The sequence below is a fragment of the Eubacterium sp. F2 genome (assembly GCF_046244355.1).
Taxonomy (GTDB): domain Bacteria; phylum Bacillota; class Clostridia; order Peptostreptococcales; family Anaerovoracaceae; genus Aminicella.
Window position 1 is genome coordinate 878,275 of record NZ_CP176393.1, and the last position, 15,395, is coordinate 893,669.

A 15,395-nucleotide genomic window follows, 5' to 3' on the forward strand; every position below is an offset into this window, starting at 1 on the left:
ATAAAGAAGCATATGAGGTAAATGAGGAGAACAGCAATGGCAAAAGTATTAAAGGGAAAGGAAGTCATCGCGCAGTTAAACGATGAAGTAAAACAGCGTTCGGAAAAACTGCAGGCACAGGGCATTCAGCCTGAACTGGCCGTTGTCCGCCTGGGAGAGCGTCCGGATGATCTCGCTTATGAACGGGGACTGACCAAGCGGGCGGGCAAAACCGGCGTGCTGGTGAAATCCTGCGTCTATCCGGAGGATCTGACCCAGGAAGAACTTCTGAAGGAACTTGATGCGCTGAATCAGGACCCTTCTGTTCACGGGATTCTGATTTTCCGTCCGCTTCCGAAAACGATCGACGACAATGCGGTACGCGCGGCACTCGCACCGGATAAAGACGTAGACGGCATCACCGATGCATCCCAGGCAGGGGTGTACACCGGATCCGGAAAAGGATTCGCGCCCTGCACGGCAGAAGCCTGCATCCGCCTGCTGAAGCATTTTGAAATTCCGATGGAAGGAAAACGCGCGGTAGTGATCGGCAGAAGCCAGGTGATCGGCAAACCGGTTTCCCTCTTGCTTCTGTCGCAGAATGCGACGGTTACGATTTGTCACAGCAGGACCAGAAATCTGCCGGAAATCTGCCAGAATGCGGATATCATCGTGGCAGCGGCGGGTCACCCGGGAACCGTGACCAGAGACTGCCTGCGCAGCGGCCAGACGCTTGTGGATGTGGCCGTAAATGTCGGCGCTGACGGAAAAATGTGCGGTGACGCGGATTACGATGCCGCGCTGGAGATCGCGGACGCTGTTACACCAGTGCCGGGCGGTGTGGGAACCGTAACGTCCACCGTCCTGATGGATCATGTCGTGACCGCGGCAGAAAGCACGCAGAATAAGTAAATCATCAACAGAGCTGCAGAAAACAGCTAAATCAGGGGAAGGGAACAGAGATGGATTCGCTGTAGAAATAACAAACGATAAGGAGAGGAATTATGGCAGAATACATCAGTACCAGAGGCGGAGAGAAAGTACCGGCATCGAAGGCCGTGCTTGACGGAATCGGCACCTACGGAGGACTTTACGTCCCGACGGATCTGACGCCGCTGGACATCGATTTCAGCAGACTTGCGGAGATGAGCTATGAAGAGCTGCAGGCGCGTGTGCTTCACGCCATGCTGGATGATTATACAGAAGAAGAGCTGCAGAGCGTAATTGCAGAGACCCCGGACGACGCGTTCGATTCAGAGCACCCTGTAGAACTGAAGTGTATGGGAAATGCCGCTCTGGCAGAACTGTATCACGGACCGACGCTGTCCCAGCGCGATTACGGCGAGATGCTCCTTCCGAAGCTGATCATCCTCGGCGGACGGAAAAACGGCCTGAAAGAAAAGCTCGCGGTCCTCAGTGCGTCAGAGGGCGACCAGGGCGCGGCGGTGTTCCACGCATTTTCCGGCATGCCGGGCATGGAAGTCATCGTCTATTCCCCGAAAGAGGGCGTAACCCCGGTCCAGGAGAAACTGACCGCCGTACAGAAAGGCTTTAACCTCCACGGCGCAGGTGTGCGCAGCGGCGAGCCGGACACCCAGCTGAACGTCCGTGAGCTGCTGAACAATGTCGAATACCAGGAGAGACTCACCAACAACGGCTTCCGATTCAGCACGGCAGGCACAGGAAACATCGGCGTCATCGCCGCGTACACCGCCAATCTGTTCTATATTTACGGACAAATGGTACACGGAGCAAGGGTGCAGGCCGGTGAGCCGGTTACGCTCAGCATCCCGACGGGAAGCCTGGCAGAAGCCATCGCCGCCGTTTACGCGGAAAAACTCGGACTGCCGCTGGGAAAGATCGTCCTCGCCTGCAATGAAAACAGCATCCTCCCGACTTTTATGGAAGAGGGAAGCTACGACGCAGATGTTGAATTCACAGAGACGGAGACTCCATCCATGAACATCGCCGATCCGACCAATCTGGAGCGCCTGCTCTATGAACTGACGGGAGGCGACACATCCGCCACAGCCAATTACATGAATTCCATTCAGTGGATGGGCGGATACGACATCACGGATGAGATGAAGGAAAAACTGGATGCGAAATTCTTCTGCAGCTGCGTCAGCGACGAGGAGGTGGAAGAGGAAATGAAACGTGCCTGTGAAGAGGAGCAGGTCATCCTCGATCCCCATGCCGCGGCAGCATCCGCCGCTCTTCGGGTTTATCAGGACGACAGCAGCGACGATCACGCGGCAGTGATCCTCGGAACCGTCAGTCCGCTGAAATCCGCAGAGATTGTGCTGAACGCGCTGGGAAAACCGGAGACCGATCCGGCTCAGGCGGTCGATGCACTGGCAGAGATGATGGGAACAGAAGTTCCAGAAGCACTGAAGGGTCTGTTTGAAAAAGACAGCATCCATGATAAATCTATCAACGCAGAAGACGTCATGTCCGAGACGACAGCGATTCTGCAGCTGATGTAAGAAGGAGTTTTATGGAAGAAAAGAGCAAAAAGAAATCCGTAGATATGATTCATGGCACGCTGGGGAATAAGATGCTGAAGGTTGCGATCCCTCTGGCCATGACGGGAATCCTGCAGCAGCTGTTTAACGCTACCAGCGTCGCCGTACTCGGACGCTTCGTCGGGAAAAACGCCATGGCTGCAGTCGGCAGCAACAGCGCATTGATCGGCCTGCTGCTGAATCTGTTTATTGGAATCTCCATGGGTGCAAACGTCGTCATTGCCAGGTTTACCGGACAGAAAGATCCAGATGCTGTACACCGCGCGGTGCATACATCGATCCTGGTGTCCGTCATCTGCGGCCTCGGCATGATTCTGATCGGAGAACTTCTCGCCGGGCCCGTTGTACGGCTCCTGGGTGTTCCGAATGACATTTATGGCATGGCACTCCTGTATCTGAGGATTTATCTGATCGGCATGCCGGTCATCCTGCTCTATAACTTTGAATCCGCGATTTTCAGAAGCCAGGGAAATATCAGGACTCCGCTGTTCTGTCTGCTTATGGCAGGCTGCATCAACCTCGGCCTGAATCTGTTTTTCGTCATCGTTCTTCATATGAATGTTAACGGCGCAGCGACAGCAACCGTTGTTTCCAACTGCATCAGCTCCGGACTGATGCTGCATATTCTGCGCCGTCATACAGGTCCGCTGCATGTCCGCTTCCGCGATCTATGCATCGACGGAAAAATTCTGAAAGAAATTCTCCGCATCGGTGTTCCTGCCGGCATGCAGGGCATGGTCTTCTCCCTGTCCAACATCTGCATCCAGTCCGCGATCAACAGTCTGGGCTCCACCGTCATGGCAGCATCCGCGGCGGCCTTCAACATTGAGATTTTCGAATACTATATCGTAACCTCCTTCGGCCAGACCGGCACCACCTTCATCAGCCAGAACTACGGCGCCGGCCTTCCGGACCGCTGTAAAAAAGTATCCTGGATCTGTCTTTTCCAGGATCTCATCGCCGCAGGCGCAACATCCATCCTGCTGCTGACCTTCGGCAGACCGCTGCTGGCCCTGTTTAACACAGATCCTGCAGTAGTTTCCACCGGCATCATCCGCCTGAAATTTATCCTCGGCGGAGAAGTCATCAACGCCTTCATCGAAGTCCTGTCCGACATCATGCGAGGCTACGGCTACTCCCTCGTTCCGGCCCTGTCGACCCTGTTCGGCATCTGCGGTGTCCGAATCTTGTGGGTTTACACCCTCTTCGCCCACACCCACACCTTCAGCATGCTGATGGCCACCTATCCGGGAAGCTGGACCGTTACCGCCGTCATCGTACTGGCCGCCTACATCGTGCTGAGACGCCGGAAGGTAATCGCCTAGGATCTGCAAGCAAAACGACATTCCCCTGAAGAGTGAATAAAGAACAGAAGCCGCCCCGCGCAGCAGAGCATGTCCCTGCAGCGCGGGGCGGGGCTGTAATGCAAGGGGCCACTCTGCATGTACGCAATTAAAATGTGCGCGCTTCAATCCGTTGAGCAACCATGATTATTCTATAATTCCAGAATAAAATTTTCAGAACTTCTCCCGGGCGTTTCAGAAATACAGCAAAATCCGCGAATGGCAACGCCGAATTTTATTCATCGTTTTATTGATCGTCTTGAGTGGGGATTTTTCCTCTGTGTGGAATATGAAAACTGCGGCGGATGAATCTGAGCTTCCACAATGATTCGCAGGGCGTGATGATACGATACAATTCGCAAAGCCCCCGCAATGGAACGATCAGCAGGCACAGAAAAAGGGGTGCTGCCCGTGCTCATCTGAGCCAGGGCAGCCGCCCCATTTCATGCTTACTTGCCACAGATAGTGGAAGATATCTTATTTTACCTTTGCCTTTGCGGTATTGGAGGATGTACCCCAGAGTTCACCGCTGGTGATGGACTTATAGGCTCTTACCTTGTAATAGTAAGTTTTGCCCTTCTTCAGGCCCTTGTTGGTCCAGGAAGCGGTGGAGGCCTTTGTGATCGTCTTTACCTTAGCATATTTTCCGCCCTTGGTCTTGCGGTAGATGCGGTAACCGGTTGCGTTGTCCTTCAGCGCAGTCCAAGTCAGCTTGGCAGATCTCTTGCCGGCTTTTACCTTGAGTTTGGTGATTTTTGCCGGAGCAGTCAGCGTGCTTCCCTGGGAAGCGGCCTGTTCCTGTGCAGTTTTCAGCTGCGCCTGAGCGTCAGCGAGGTCTTTCTTCAGCTGTGTGATCTGGCGGGCAGAATCATTGGATGTGCTCTGTGCGCTTGAAGCAGATGCCTGCGCCTGTGCGAGCTGAGATTTCAGAGACGCAATCTCGCTCTTCAGGTTTGCGATGGTCTGCGCGGCATTCGGCTGAACGCTGTCACCTGCCTTGACGGTTGTTCCGTCTACGGTAACCGTACCTTTGTTACTGGCATCGTTTACGATCTTGGCGTTGGCGCCGGTCAGAGAAACGCTGCCCTTTGTGATGGTTACTGCGTTGCTGGAATCCTCAGCAGCTTTCTGGATATCTTCCTCTCCGACAGCGTAAGTGGTGGAGTTGCCGTTGGTGACGGTAGCCTGCGCTGTTGACGTATTTTTAACATATGGCGATGGATCTGCAGAGTATGATCCGCTGACAACGGTGAATTTTTCTGCTGCAACTTGGTCATATCCTTGCTGGATCTGCCAGTTGCCGTCCACTGTGTCGTCTGTCATTGTTAAGCTTACCTTGTTTGTTTCCGGTGTTCCGCCCCAAATATCGTATTCTATATTTCCGATGATATTTGAATTAGAAACACTTACTTGTGCTCCATCTGGATAATTAGTAGTTGCACAAACGTCAAAAGCGATTTTACCTGGAGTAACCTTGATTGTGGAATTTGTAATAGAGACCTTACCGTTGTTGTTGCTAAGTCCATACGATACTGTCGAACTGCTGGAGCCATCAACTGTAAAATTGTCCAATGTAAGATCACAATAGTTCTGAATTATCATTGCGGCGTTTGGAGAAGTAGCTAATAAGGTTCCGTTTTTGAGTGTGACGCTGTTTCCCTTTTCAAGATGGAAACACTGTGACTCTGTTCCAGTTGAACCAACTGCGGTGCCGTCCATGTTATATGTATGATTGTTGAAATCAATAGTAATGTTTTTATTCTGATCAGCTTTCAAAAATAATCCAGAGCCATTCGTGTTTGAGAGCAGCGTAATGGTTGCAGTTTATCCCGATTGAACAGCATTGAAGGCACTGACAAGAGACGAATAGGTTGTTGTCTGTCCATCAACTGTAAGTGAGGCAACCTTGTTCTCAGATTGATTCGTGTTAGGCGTAGTTGAGGCAGCAGGTGCAGTTACGTCGGCAAACGCCATGGCCGGCATGAACGCAACGGTCATTACGGCCGCCAGTCCGAGGACGGCGAGTTTCTTCTTTACCATAATTCTCTCCTTAATAATGTAAATCAAATCATAATATAGGTGATAGAGGTGCTGTTTTGCCTGCGCCGAGGATTCTGAACAGCATCAAACAGAACGCCCGGCCAGAAGCGCGGGAGGCCCATGCTCCGCCAGCAGGCGTTTTCTTCTTATATATCGGATATAATCACGCAGAACCTGATGAACGCGCAGAAATCGCGCGTAAAGATCATAAAGAAGCGACATGAAACGGTTACACGTCCCGTTTCTGCCGGTGTAGATGTCAGGATGACTAGATTGTAAATGTAAAACGCTCATCTTCATCATACATAACAGCGGGGGACCCCGCTTCCGTTCCTTTCAGAAATAATGGCCGGCGGTGTCAAGATGTTAGTTCATGTACAGACACCATAAAAATATCGCAACTCAATTTTAGCACTGGGGGGGATAAATGTATATATTTTTTTGAAAATTGTACAATTGTATTTTGAAATGTGAGTACATATCAGACTGGGGCATCGGTCCCGGCATTCACCTTGACAAGGGTAACTTTTGCCGCATCGGGGAGGGAGCTATGCTCCGGGGCGATCTGTATCTGCGAGTGCTTCAGAACGTTCTCTCCCTGAGAAGGTTCGCTCTCCGGTCCGGTGATTTATGCCGGAAACGTTCTGTGAATCGGCAGCGCCATCAGAAAATTGTACCCCCTCCGCGTGAAATGGTGTATGATGGAGAGGAGATAGAGGAATGCAGACCTTGGCGGCACGGCGGGAAACCACGCGCCGCCCTTCGTGTATAATGGAGGAAAATCGTGAAAGCAAGAATCATCGTAATCATACTGTTCTACCTGCTGGCTGTTGGACTGCCGGCGCTGCTGTTCTGGAAACTGTTTAAGACCGCGTGGCCGGACGGAAACCTGACCACAGGCGCGCGCGTGCTGCGTACCGTTATCATTCTTATGTTGTCGGCGGTTGCCGTAATCGGCATTCTGATCATCCGCAAGTTCCTGATCGTATAAGACTCTGTCGACAAAAGGGACAGCCGCAAGAGGCCTTCCGGGACTGCAGAATGGACGCATAAAAAATAAAATCAAAAAAGTAAAAAATAGTGTTGACAAAGTTGACTGCAGGCGGTAAGATATAGAAGTTCGCTCGAGAGAGCGGGCATGAACATAGAAAACTGCATAGACAGGAAATGCAAGTCAAGACAAAGAATGCAAACGCGAAAGCGAATGCGAAGAACCTTAAGAGGTTCACGACAATTTCCGAAAGAAAACAGTAATTTCAGCAGAACAAAGCTAAGCTTCGTTCTGAGGAAAAGGATGAATTCTAAGGATGATAAAGCAGAGATGCTTTAACATACAATATTAACGAAGAGTTTGATCCTGGCTCAGGATGAACGCTGGCGGCGTGCCTAACACATGCAAGTCGAGCGGGAAATGGCAATCAGAAACTTCGGTTGACGAGAGTCATGGAGAGCGGCGGACGGGTGAGTAACGCGTGGGCAACCTGCCCCTCACAGGGAGATAGCCGAGGGAAACTTCGAGTAATATCCCATGATGCCTTTTGATCACATGATCGAAAGGCCAAAGATTTATCGGTGAGGGATGGGCCCGCGTCCGATTAGCCAGTTGGCAGGGTAGCGGCCTACCAAAGCGACGATCGGTAGCCGGCCTGAGAGGGCGGACGGCCACATTGGAACTGAGACACGGTCCAGACTCCTACGGGAGGCAGCAGTGGGGGATATTGCACAATGGAGGAAACTCTGATGCAGCAACGCCGCGTGAAGGAGGAAGGCCTTCGGGTCGTAAACTTCTGTCCTCAGGGAAGAAAAAAATGACGGTACCTGAGGAGGAAGCCCCGGCTAACTACGTGCCAGCAGCCGCGGTAACACGTAGGGGGCGAGCGTTATCCGGAATTACTGGGCGTAAAGAGTGCGTAGGTGGCTGAGCAAGCGCGGGGTTTAATTTCACGGCCCAACCGTGAACCGCCCTGCGAACTGTTCAGCTTGAGTACAGGAGAGGAAGGCGGAATTCCTAGTGTAGCGGTGAAATGCGTAGATATTAGGAGGAACACCGGTGGCGAAGGCGGCCTTCTGGACTGAAACTGACACTGAGGCACGAAAGCGTGGGTAGCAAACAGGATTAGATACCCTGGTAGTCCACGCCGTAAACGATGAGCACTAGGTGTCGGGCTCGAGAGAGTTCGGTGCCGGAGCAAACGCATTAAGTGCTCCGCCTGGGGAGTACGCACGCAAGTGTAAAACTCAAAGGAATTGACGGGGACCCGCACAAGCAGCGGAGCATGTGGTTTAATTCGAAGCAACGCGAAGAACCTTACCAGAGCTTGACATCCTCCTGACCGGGGAAGTAATGTTCCCCTTCTCTTCGGAGCAGGAGTGACAGGTGGTGCATGGTTGTCGTCAGCTCGTGTCGTGAGATGTTGGGTCAAGTCCCGCAACGAGCGCAACCCTTGCTGTCAGTTGCCATCATTAAGTTGGGCACTCTGACGGGACTGCCGGGGATAACCCGGAGGAAGGCGGGGATGACGTCAAATCATCATGCCCCTTATGTTCTGGGCGACACACGTGCTACAATGGCCGGCACAGAGGGAAGCGAAAGAGCGATCTCAAGCAAACCCCTAAAGCCGGTCCCAGTTCGGACTGCAGGCTGAAACCCGCCTGCACGAAGTCGGAGTTGCTAGTAATCGCGGATCAGAATGCCGCGGTGAATGCGTTCCCGGGTCTTGTACACACCGCCCGTCACACCATGGAAGCCGGGGGTGCCCGAAGTCGGACAATGTCTGCCTAAGGCAAAACCGGTGACTGGGGTGAAGTCGTAACAAGGTAGCCGTATGAGAACGTGCGGCTGGATCACCTCCTTTCTAGGGAGACTGATTTTCTGTCTATGAGTTTTTATGGGCTTGTAGCTCAGCCGGTTAGAGCGCACGCCTGATAAGCGTGAGGTCGGTAGTTCGAGCCTACCCAAGCCCACCATCACATCGAAGGATGTGATATGTACCTTGAAAACCGAACAAAATGCGAATCAAACAATGCATCATAGAAAAGAGATCGAGAATATCAATATCAGCATAGAGATATGGTGAAAAGGGTAATCTACGATTTCAACCGAGAGCCAGAAAGCAAAAGATCAAGAGTAAATTGACAAAGATCGAAAGCGAACCAAACGCGGGCCAAAGAGGCCAAGCGAAAAAGGGCATAAGGTGGATGCCTTGGCACTGGGAGCCGAAGAAAGACGTGACAAGCTGCGAAAAGCTGTGGGGAGGAGCACATATCCGCTGATCCACAGATTTCTGAATGGGGAAACCCATCCTGTGTAATGACAGGATACGGATGAGTGAGAAAGACAGCTCATTACGAGGGAACCCGGGGAACTGAAACATCTAAGTACCCGGAGGAAGAGAAAGAAACATCGATTTTCCAAGTAGCGGCGAGCGAACGGGAAAGAGGCCAAACCAGAGACTTGTCTCTGGGGTTGCGGACTCATAAAGGATGGAGAATGTATAGAGGAAGAAGTATGGAAATGCTCACCAGAGAGAGTAAGAGTCTCGTACTTGAAATGCAGTCTTCACAGATGAGGATCCAGAGTAGGGCCGGACACGTGTAACCCGGTCTGAAGCAGGAGGGCCCACCCTCCAAGCCTAAATACTACCCAGTGACCGATAGAGAACAGTACCGTGAGGGAAAGGTGAAAAGGACCCCGGGAGGGGAGTGAAATAGAACCTGAAACCTTATGCCTACAATCGGAGGGAGCGAAAGTGACCTCGTACTTTTTGTAGAACGGGCCAACGAGTTATGGTGTGCGGCGAGGTTAAGCTGCTGGAGCAGCGGAGCCGAAGGGAAACCGAGTCTGAACAGGGCGAAAGTCGTATGCTGTAGACCCGAAACCGGGTGACCTATCCATGTGCAGGCTGAAGTGCCCGTAAAGGGGCATGGAGGGCCGAACTCATATCTGTTGAAAAAGGTTGGGATGACGTGTGGATAGCGGTGAAATTCCAATCGAACCCGGAGATAGCTGGTTCTCCCCGAAATAGCTTTAGGGCTAGCCTTGCAGCGATGATACCCGGAGGTAGAGCACTGAATGTTCGAGGGGCCTTCACCGGTTACCAAAAACTATCAAACTCCGAATGCCGGAGTATCAACTGCAGGAGTCAGACTATGTGAGATAAGTTTCATGGTCGAAAGGGAAACAGCCCAGACCGTCAGCTAAGGTCCCAAAATACAGGCTAAGTGGAAAAGGATGTGGGGTTGCACAGACAGCTAGGATGTTGGCTCAGAAGCAGCCATTCATTCAAAGAGTGCGTAATAGCTCACTAGTCGAGTGACTCTGCGCCGAAGATAAACGGGGCTAAAGTCTGATACCGAAGCTGCGGATAAGAAATTATGGTAGGGGAGCATCGTGCACAGGCAGAAGCGAGAGCGGAAGCGATCGTGGACCGTGCAGGAGAGAGAATGTTGGCATGAGTAGCGAGAGGCAGGTGAGAATCCTGCCCGCCGAAAATCCAAGGTTTCCTGAGGAAGGTTCGTCCACTCAGGGTAAGTCGGGGCCTAAGCCGAGGACGAGCGTCGTAGGCGATGGATAACAGGTAGAGATTCCTGTACCACCGAGGTCTGCTTGAGTGAAGCGGGGACACGGAAGGATGAGCTGAGCGTACCGTTGGTTGAGTACGTCCAAGCGATGAGGGAGCAGCTGCAGGGAAGTCCGCAGGTGTGGAACCAAGTCGTGATGGGGAGGAGAATGATCCGGAAGCAGTGACATTCACGCCGTCGAGAAAAGCCGCTAGCGAGGACTGAGGTGCCCGTACCGCAAACCGACACAGGTGGATGAGGAGAGAATCCTAAGGCGAGCGAGAGAACCATTGTCAAGGAACTCGGCAAAATGACCCCGTAACTTCGGGAGAAGGGGTGCTTGCGAAAGCAAGCCGCAGTGAAAAGGCCCAGGCAACTGTTTACCAAAAACACAGGTCTCTGCGAAAGCGAAAGCTGAAGTATAGGGGCTGACGCCTGCCCGGTGCTGGAAGGTTAAGGGGAAGTGTCAGAGCAATCGAAGCACGGAACTGAAGCCCCAGTAAACGGCGGCCGTAACTATAACGGTCCTAAGGTAGCGAAATTCCTTGTCGGGTAAGTTCCGACCCGCACGAAAGGCGTAATGATCTGGGCACTGTCTCGACAATGGACTCGGTGAAATTGTAGTGCCGGTAAAGATGCCGGCTACCCGCAGCAGGACGGAAAGACCCCATGGAGCTTCACTGCAGCCTGATATTGAGCCTCGGCGCTGCATGTACAGGATAGGTGGGAGGCTGAGAAGAGCGTACGCCAGTATACTCAGAGCCATCGTTGGGATACCACCCCTGCAGTGTTGGGGTTCTAACCGCGTATCGTAAACCGGTACCGGGACAGTGGCAGGTGGGCAGTTTGACTGGGGCGGTCGCCTCCAAAAGAGTAACGGAGGCGCCCAAAGGTTCCCTCAGCGCGGACGGAAATCGCGCGAAGAGTGCAAAGGCAGAAGGGAGCTTGACTGCAAGACATACAGGTCGAGCAGGGACGAAAGTCGGGCTTAGTGATCCGGTGGTACCGAGTGGAAGGGCCATCGCTCAACGGATAAAAGCTACCCTGGGGATAACAGGCTGATACCCCCCAAGAGTTCACATCGACGGGGGTGTTTGGCACCTCGATGTCGGCTCGTCTCATCCTGGGGCTGGAGTAGGTCCCAAGGGTTGGGCTGTTCGCCCATTAAAGAGGTACGCGAGCTGGGTTCAGAACGTCGTGAGACAGTTCGGTCCCTATCCGCTGTGGGCGTTGGAGATCTGCGTGGGGCTGTCCTTAGTACGAGAGGACCGGGACGGACTCGCCTCTGGTGTACCGGTTGTTCCGCCAGGAGCATAGCCGGGTAGCTACGCGGGGAAGGGATAAGCGCTGAAAGCATCTAAGTGCGAAGCCCGCCACAAGAATAGATCTCCCCCGTAAGGTAAGGTTCGTGGGAGACTACCACGTCGATAGGTCGGAGGTGTAAAGATGGTGACATCCTGAGCTGACCGATACTAATCAACCGAAAGCTTGGCCGGAAGGCCGCGAAAAGGAAAAGGCAGAGCAGAGTGAGAGGAGCATTTTGTTTGGATTTGAAGGCACGCAAGTCTTCAAAGAAGAAATCCGGCCGTGATGGCGGGGAGGACACACCTGTACCCATCCTGAACACAGAAGTTAAGCTCCCCAGCGCCGAGGATACTTGGTGGGAGACCGCCTGGGAAAGTAGGACACCGCCGGTTCGGTTCTAAAGTATTTATTCGTTTCATGTTTATCATTTCTCATGAAGCAGAGAGCTGTCAGCAGATTCGTCTGTTGACAGCTCTTTTTTAATCCTCATGATTCAGCCACTTATCGGTGGTATTTCTGGTGTATTCGATCAGTTCCTGGCCGATTTTTGGCATCGGTGTGGACTTGTTCATGATAAATCCGATGTCAAACTGAATCGGCTCGGACATCGGTCTTGCCACGATATCGGAATTTTCATCGAGCAGCGGCTGGTAGGCGTCCCGGTTTGCAAAGCAGATATAGTTTCCGTATTTTACCATGTCGAACATGCAGATAATCTGCTCGTGATTGGAAATTGTGCGGGGTACAACGCCTTTTTTTTGAAATTCCAGCATCATCAGCGGATAGATTTTTGAGTTTTTATCGGGAAGGGAGACGGACTCTCCATTTAGCATTTCGATATCGATTTTCGGGTATGCGGCCAGTTTGTGTTTTTTTGGAAGAATGGCGTAAACTTGGGCGCTGGTTATTTTTATGGTCTCGATGTCCTTTATCGGACTGTTTGGCAGGGCATTATAGGTCAGGTCCAGGCTCCCGTCTCTGATCATGGAGATGTGGTTGCTCATCGTCCCTTCAAAAATCTGGATCTGCGCCTGTTTCCGGCTTGAAAAGAATGTCTCGTACAGGTATGGCAGCAGATAGTGCGACAGGGATGGCGAGAGCCCCAGACGCAGTGTCTGCGCATAGGTCTGTGACATGTATTTCATGTCCTGTTCGGCTTTTTCACACTCCTGCAGAATATGCTGGGCATAGATGATAAACCTCTCACCAGCTGCCGTGAAATTCACATTCTTGGAATTTCTGGTCAGGAGTTCCACACCGAGCTGCTTTTCCAGACTCGTTATCGCAGCGGAAATAGCCGGCTGTGAAACATACAGTTCCTTACTGGCCTGTGTAAAACTGCCGTATTTATAAATTGCGGTCAGGTATTTCAGTTTTTTCAGGTCTAACATTGGCGGCTCCTTTCCCTTTACGGTCTCCGTCTGGGTGAATCTCCCGCTTTGGCGGATATAGAATACGATGACATTTATTCCGGTGAACGATTAATATTTTTGATGATAGAATATAGTCTAATTATACACAGTCATTTTCCTGTATGCAAATACAAGGATTCATAAACAATTGATGTGCGGAAAAACAGAAAGAAAAACCGGGGCACGGGATTCCCATACTCCGGTAAGCTTCTAAAAGAATAATCTGCTTAATATTTCAAAATGATACTTATTTTGCCTTCGGGCCTGCCTCAGCGATTTCCTTTGGCATGTTTGGATATTTTTCGGCGAAATTCTTGACGAACATCTCGGCAAGGCGGTCTGCCTGCTTGTCATAGGCATCTTTGTCTGCCCATGTGTCTCTCGGGTTCAGAACCTCGGAAGGAACGTTCGGGCAGGACTGCGGAACATCGACGTTGAAGCGGTCGTCATGGACGAACTCGGCGTCATTCAGTGTTCCGTTCAGAGCGGCGGTAACCATTGCTCTGGTGTACTTCAACTTCATGCGGCTGCCTGTTCCGTAAGGGCCTCCGGACCATCCGGTGTTGACCAGGTAAACCTGTGTGCCGTACTTATCCAGGCGCTCGCCCAGCATCTGTGCGTATTTCTCAGCACCAAGAGGCATGAACGGCTGTCCGAACAGAGTGGAGAAGGTCGGAACCGGCTCGGTGATGCCGCGCTCTGTTCCGGCAACCTTTGCCGTAAATCCGGTTACGAACTGATACATCGCCGCATTTCTGTCCAGCCTGGAGATCGGCGGGAGAACACCGAAGGAATCTGCAGTCAGGAAGATGACAACCTTTGGAATTCCGCCGTATCCCGGAATCTGGGAGTTGGAGATGAACTCAACCGGATATCCTACACGGGTGTTTTCTGTCAGGCTGCGGTCGGCGTAATCCGGCTTTCTGGTATCCGGATCCAGAATAACGTTTTCGGTAACCGCGCCGAACTTGATGGCGTGGTAAATCTCCGGCTCGCTTTCTTCCTTCAGGTCGATGCACTTTGCGTAGCAGCCGCCCTCAAAGTTGAAAATGCCGTTGTCGGACCAGCCGTGCTCGTCGTCGCCGATGAGCTTCCTTGCAGGGTCGGCAGACAGTGTGGTCTTTCCTGTTCCGGACAGACCGAAGAATACAGCCGTGTCACCTGTCTCAGGATCCATATTCGCAGAGCAGTGCATCGGCAGGACATTATCCTCGACCGGCAGCACAAAGTTCATTGTACTGAATACGGACTTCTTGATCTCTCCGGAGTACGCGGAGCCTGCGATAATAATGAAGTGCGCTTCATAGTCGATCATGATCGCTGCCTCAGAGTTGATGCCGAATTTCTCCGGATCGCACTTATATCCCGGCGCAACCAGCATGGTGAAATCAGCGTCGCCGAAGTTCTTCAGTTCCTCTTCCGTCGGGCGGATCAGCAGGTTGTGAATGAACAGGTTCTGTGATGCCTGCTCGTTGACAATGCGGAACTTGCGTGTGTACTTTGGATCTGCTCCCGCAAAACCATCGAAAATGAAGACTTCTTCCTGTGCAGACAGGTATTTAATCAGTTCTTCCTTGATTGCGTTGAATGTCTCGCGCGTTGTCGGAACGTTGACCTTTCCCCAGTCGATGAGGTCGTGAACACCTTCCGTATCAACGATGAACTTGTCATGCGGGGAACGTCCGGTGTACTTTCCGGTGTTAACTGCCAGCGCACCAGTGTCTGTCAGCACGCCTTCTTTTCTTTCCAGTGCCTTTTCTACGAGAACAGCCGGGCTCAGGTTTCTGTAAACATTTGGGGTAGTGATTCCCAGCTTTTCTAATCCGTAGCTTTCCATTTATTATCCTCCTTGAATAATCGATCCGGGCGGACGGGGCTGTCCGTCTGAATTTATAAATTCTGAAAAATCTCTACCTTATATTTTAACGCACTTTTTTAATAACCGCAATTCAGATATACATTTCCCTGAGGGTTCTTTCATATTTTCTTGATATAGCAGGATTTTTACAGGACAAAATACAAACTTTCAAGGGGAAAAGCTGTTGTATACATAAAAACTGTAAAATGCGGCTGAGAAAAATATTACTGAAAGGAGGGTTTGAGATAGGCAGCTTTAGTTAGATAATAAACTGTATATTACAAGATTGTACGTTAAATTGTTTGACTATATTTGCAGGATAAAGGTTCAGGCTCCATCCTGCATCTCGATGTGCAGAAGGAGCCTGTTTCTC

At 51.7% G+C, this 15,395-nt stretch carries 8 protein-coding genes, 1 tRNA gene and 3 rRNA genes; 8 read left to right on the forward strand and 4 right to left on the reverse strand.

Going from position 1 to position 15,395, the window contains the following annotated elements; translation table 11 throughout:
• Positions 1 to 36 precede the first annotated feature (36 nt).
• The 3 genes from ACI77B_RS03605 to ACI77B_RS03615 all read left to right on the forward strand — a co-directional run bounded on the left by ACI77B_RS03605 (position 37) and on the right by ACI77B_RS03615 (position 3,829).
• A complete protein-coding gene (locus tag ACI77B_RS03605; RefSeq protein WP_409337413.1) occupies positions 37 to 891 on the forward strand; it encodes a bifunctional 5,10-methylenetetrahydrofolate dehydrogenase/5,10-methenyltetrahydrofolate cyclohydrolase in 855 nt (284 codons plus the stop codon).
• 92 nt (positions 892 to 983) lie between these two features.
• A complete protein-coding gene (locus ACI77B_RS03610) occupies positions 984 to 2,465 on the forward strand; it encodes a hypothetical protein (protein ID WP_409337414.1) in 1,482 nt (493 codons plus the stop codon).
• A gap of 11 nt (positions 2,466 to 2,476) precedes the next feature.
• Positions 2,477 to 3,829 (forward strand): MATE family efflux transporter, encoded by a 1,353-nt coding sequence (locus ACI77B_RS03615; RefSeq protein WP_409337415.1) that lies wholly within the window; start codon positions 2,477 to 2,479, stop codon positions 3,827 to 3,829.
• Positions 3,830 to 4,324: 495 nt separating this feature from the next.
• Here the strand turns inward: ACI77B_RS03615 and ACI77B_RS03620 are convergent, their stop codons facing one another.
• Together ACI77B_RS03620 and ACI77B_RS03625 are read right to left on the reverse strand one after the other, a co-directional pair.
• Positions 4,325 to 5,170, reverse strand: coding sequence for a fibronectin type III domain-containing protein (locus ACI77B_RS03620; protein ID WP_409337416.1), 846 nt, complete (start codon positions 5,168 to 5,170; stop codon positions 4,325 to 4,327).
• 501 nt (positions 5,171 to 5,671) lie between these two features.
• Positions 5,672 to 5,887, reverse strand: a complete 216-nt coding sequence (locus tag ACI77B_RS03625; protein ID WP_409337417.1) for a hypothetical protein — start codon at positions 5,885 to 5,887, stop codon at positions 5,672 to 5,674.
• Between the two features lie 784 nt (positions 5,888 to 6,671).
• On the opposite strand from ACI77B_RS03625, the gene ACI77B_RS03630 reads away from it, so the two are divergent.
• From ACI77B_RS03630 to rrf, 5 genes are all read left to right on the forward strand, one after another.
• Positions 6,672 to 6,878, forward strand: coding sequence for a hypothetical protein (locus ACI77B_RS03630; protein ID WP_409337418.1), 207 nt, complete (start codon positions 6,672 to 6,674; stop codon positions 6,876 to 6,878).
• A gap of 348 nt (positions 6,879 to 7,226) precedes the next feature.
• Positions 7,227 to 8,742 (forward strand): 16S ribosomal RNA (locus tag ACI77B_RS03635).
• A 35-nt stretch (positions 8,743 to 8,777) separates the two neighbouring features.
• Positions 8,778 to 8,854, forward strand: a tRNA-Ile gene (locus ACI77B_RS03640).
• 204 nt (positions 8,855 to 9,058) lie between these two features.
• Positions 9,059 to 11,943: ribosomal RNA gene (locus tag ACI77B_RS03645) — 23S ribosomal RNA — on the forward strand.
• A gap of 84 nt (positions 11,944 to 12,027) precedes the next feature.
• Positions 12,028 to 12,144: ribosomal RNA gene (gene rrf, locus ACI77B_RS03650) — 5S ribosomal RNA — on the forward strand.
• The 16S, 23S and 5S rRNA genes sit together here with 1 tRNA gene alongside, the layout of an rRNA operon.
• Before the next feature lie 87 nt (positions 12,145 to 12,231).
• Here the strand turns inward: rrf and ACI77B_RS03655 are convergent.
• Together ACI77B_RS03655 and pckA are read right to left on the reverse strand one after the other, a co-directional pair.
• Positions 12,232 to 13,143 carry a LysR family transcriptional regulator gene (locus ACI77B_RS03655; protein ID WP_409337419.1) on the reverse strand — a complete coding sequence of 304 codons (912 nt, stop codon included), beginning with the start codon at positions 13,141 to 13,143 and terminating at the stop codon, positions 12,232 to 12,234.
• A 268-nt stretch (positions 13,144 to 13,411) separates the two neighbouring features.
• Complete coding sequence (pckA, locus tag ACI77B_RS03660) at positions 13,412 to 15,001, reverse strand: phosphoenolpyruvate carboxykinase (ATP) (RefSeq protein ID WP_409337420.1); 1,590 nt, start codon at positions 14,999 to 15,001, stop codon at positions 13,412 to 13,414.
• Positions 15,002 to 15,395: the final 394 nt, after the last annotated feature.

Coding starts and splice junctions, on each gene's coding strand:
- ACI77B_RS03655 (WP_409337419.1), bottom strand. CDS start 13,143: ATGTTAGACCTGAAAAAACTGAAATACCTGACCGCAATTTATAAATAC.
- ACI77B_RS03620 (WP_409337416.1), bottom strand. CDS start 5,170: ATGACAGACGACACAGTGGACGGCAACTGGCAGATCCAGCAAGGATAT.
- ACI77B_RS03615 (WP_409337415.1), top strand. CDS start 2,477: ATGGAAGAAAAGAGCAAAAAGAAATCCGTAGATATGATTCATGGCACG.
- ACI77B_RS03625 (WP_409337417.1), bottom strand. CDS start 5,887: ATGGTAAAGAAGAAACTCGCCGTCCTCGGACTGGCGGCCGTAATGACC.
- pckA (WP_409337420.1), bottom strand. CDS start 15,001: ATGGAAAGCTACGGATTAGAAAAGCTGGGAATCACTACCCCAAATGTT.
- ACI77B_RS03605 (WP_409337413.1), top strand. CDS start 37: ATGGCAAAAGTATTAAAGGGAAAGGAAGTCATCGCGCAGTTAAACGAT.
- ACI77B_RS03610 (WP_409337414.1), top strand. CDS start 984: ATGGCAGAATACATCAGTACCAGAGGCGGAGAGAAAGTACCGGCATCG.